Annotated in this window: 1 protein-coding gene; it reads left to right on the top strand. The window is 64.8% G+C overall.

Features of this window, described 5'->3' with window-relative positions:
* Positions 1-19: 19 nt before the first annotated feature.
* Positions 20-332: hypothetical protein (locus tag EN818_RS31405; protein ID WP_210237332.1), on the top strand; the 313-nt coding region annotated here is incomplete at its 3' end.

Below are 332 nucleotides of genomic sequence, written 5' to 3'. Positions count from 1 at the left end.
GGTAATGGGTGCTCCCGTCTTGGCGAGCCCCGATCTGCTGATCCTCTACCAGCTTTGGCCGTTCCGCCCGGAGATCCCGGCGCAGGAAACGCTGGAGTGGTTCACCGACATTCTGAGCAGCCGCACCGGCGAGCAGCGCATCGCCCTCCGCTCGGCGCCGCGACAGATTTTCGCCTATTCGTTCAGGCTGAAGCCGCCGATGCTTGGAAAGGCCAAGGCATTCGCGCAGCGCCGGATCGGGGCGCCGCTCAGTATTCCGGTCTGGATCGAGCAGCAGGATGTCGGCGACATCGGCAGCGCCGATACAACGATCGCCTGCGACACCACATGGG

Source organism: Mesorhizobium sp. M3A.F.Ca.ET.175.01.1.1 (assembly GCF_004791945.1).
GTDB lineage: Bacteria > Pseudomonadota > Alphaproteobacteria > Rhizobiales > Rhizobiaceae > Mesorhizobium.
Note: the sequence above shows the minus strand (reverse complement) of the source record. Positions and strands in the feature narration are given on the sequence as shown.